A 2447-nucleotide genomic window follows, 5' to 3' on the forward strand; every position below is an offset into this window, starting at 1 on the left:
TCGCTCTGGCTCAAGGCAAACAATCGCGGATCGCGCTGCTGTGATAGCCGACCAACCAGATCGAAAACCTGATGCGTGACTCGCGCCGTGACCGGATCGGCTATCGCCTTCCGACAATACGCCACCGCCCGCACGGCTAAACCGCGCGGGTCTACGACACTGATGGACGGCGTGTGCGCGTTCATATCGAGGCGCCCCTTTGGAGACTACCTCGAATCTAGGCGCTCCCAAGGGTGGCGTCTACTGTCAGGAATGACAGTAGACGCGATGTGCACTTTTGTTGTCAGGCGCCGCCTGGATCGACAAACCCGGCGTGAACGCATCGACCTCGGCGTGCTCAAGCAAACTTTGAAGCGCCATCGATCAAGGCCTGCTGGTGCATGACCGGCGTCCAGAACCCCATGGACGCCACCGTGCCCGAGGCCAAGATACAGCAACTTGTAGAACTGCTGCGCCGCCACCAGGTGCCGCTGATCGAAGACGATGTCTACGCCGAACTGTATTACGGTCAACAAGCGTCGAAACCGGCCAAGGCCGCTATCGCCGACTACCTGCAACACGGCGGCTACGACCGGCACATGCGTAAATTGCGTCATGCGCTGGAAGACCAGCAAGCCGCCATGCTCGCCGCCATCGCCCGCTATTTCCCGGCGCAGACGCGAGTGAGTCAACCGGCGGGCGGGTACTTTTTGTGGCTGGAATTGCCGGAGCAGATGGATTCGTTGAAGTTGTTTCAGATGGCGCTGGCGCAGGGGATCAGCATTGCACCGGGGCCGATTTTTTCGCCGACGCAGCGGTTCAGGAATTGTATTCGGTTGAATTATGGGAGCCCGTGGGATGAGGTCTCGGAGAAGGCGATGGAGACGTTGGGGCGGATTGTTCGGTCGTTTTGATGGGAATGCATCAAAGGTGAATTGATGAGCTTTGCGGCATTTAAAAACCGGCAGTCTGCTTTTGTCTTGCTCGAGCTAATGCCCCTGTAAAAGCTGCAAGCGTGTCAGCGTTGTTGAGTGCCATATGCGTTCTCAGCGCGGGATTTGACTTAAACTTATTGAGTGCATCATTCATATCAGCGGACTCTACCGCCATCATAAAATTATTGTTGAGACTCGGATGAATGTGAACATTTTCTACAAATTCACCTTCCATCATATTTTTCGAAGTTGACTCCATTATTAAATCTTGCATTTCACACACATCGCTAAGGCGGCCAGCGACCCCATCAAGATTTTGATTCAGATACCAGAGGTCTTCAGACATAAAAATATTGCTTCCATGACTCAACTCATGAATAACTGCATGAGTGTTATTCTGTCTTGACTCAGCAAGAAAAATATCTGAATTAATATAAATTTTTTTACGCCTGTCATTAGGAAACATAAACGCGCTTAACAATCTATTTCCCCGCACATCAAAAAACGACACTATCTTACTTGGCTTAGATGCTAAACTTTTAGCATCGGCTAACAAACCCTTATAGCCTTCAACTAAATGAGCAACGCCCTCAGGGGATACCCCCCCAAAGTAGCTCTTTATTAAACCCATGTCATAATCATGACTTTCAAAGCTCTCCACAACGATCTCTAGCCTTTCAATCGCAGAATGAACTGCCACAGTTATTTTATTTGCCAACTCTGGAGAATTCTTCCTAATTTTATTCAATCCTCTGTGTTCAACAACAGCCCCATCCTCCAAATTTCGCTCAAGCAGATAATCACTAATCCTTGCCAAAATTGAGATCCAGCCCTTTTTATCCACAAAATCAATTGGATCATTCCTGACAAACCGATAAAAATTCAACCCATCCACATCCCCCGCCGGGTCCGGATTCAACCAGCGCTGCAACCACGGCGCGTAGTACCGTGCGCCATAGTAATAAAGCCCCGTCGTATCCCGCTCCTTGCCCGAATAACGAATGGTCTTGTAGCTTGTTTCCACTTCGTGCCGTCCCGCCAACCAAGCCGTTCCGCCGAAGGGGTAATACACTTCCTGACTGACGGTTTTAGCCTGGGCATCGACCTCAAAGGCACTCGATCCCAGGTGATCGTCGAAGCAGTAACGCCACTGATCATTGTCCAGTCCCGCTGGCGGCGGACTGTCCCAATGCAACAGGCGCACGCTGCAGCGACCGGCCTGTACGCTGATCACCTGGAGCCGTTCTCCGGTGGCGCTATTGACGTGCAGTTCGATGCCCGGCAAGTAACGTACCTCGGGCGTATGCACGATGGATTTCGCGGTGACCTCCCGGTATTTGCGCAGACGAGCGCCTTCGCTGTCGTAGACATACCTCTCGATGTCGTCGGCGCCGTCAATCCGTGCCACTTGAATGACTTGGGTCAACTGATTACGCCCATTCCACTGCAAAGCCTGCCCAGGTTGCAGCTCCAGCAGGTTGCCGCGAGCGTCGAATTGTTCGTCAATGGCCGGCTGGCCGGCTCGGTCTTTCA

General features: G+C 52.3%; 1 protein-coding gene and 2 pseudogenes. 1 reads left to right on the forward strand and 2 read right to left on the reverse strand.

The genetic code is table 11. From position 1 onward, the window contains the following. Positions 1-185 (reverse strand): annotated as a pseudogene (locus tag KW846_RS29585) (RHS repeat protein); the annotation flags it as partial. 127 nt (positions 186-312) lie between these two features. Here KW846_RS29585 and KW846_RS29590 point away from each other — a divergent pair. Further along, positions 313-893: pseudogene (locus tag KW846_RS29590) on the forward strand (PLP-dependent aminotransferase family protein); the annotation flags it as partial. A gap of 40 nt (positions 894-933) precedes the next feature. Here KW846_RS29590 and KW846_RS29595 read toward each other — a convergent pair. Then, positions 934-2447 (reverse strand): RHS repeat-associated core domain-containing protein (locus tag KW846_RS29595; RefSeq protein ID WP_305733741.1); only part of this gene is annotated, 1514 nt, incomplete at its 5' end.

Source organism: Pseudomonas sp. PDM32, assembly GCF_019219225.1.
Classification (GTDB): Bacteria; Pseudomonadota; Gammaproteobacteria; order Pseudomonadales; family Pseudomonadaceae; genus Aquipseudomonas; species Aquipseudomonas laurylsulfatiphila.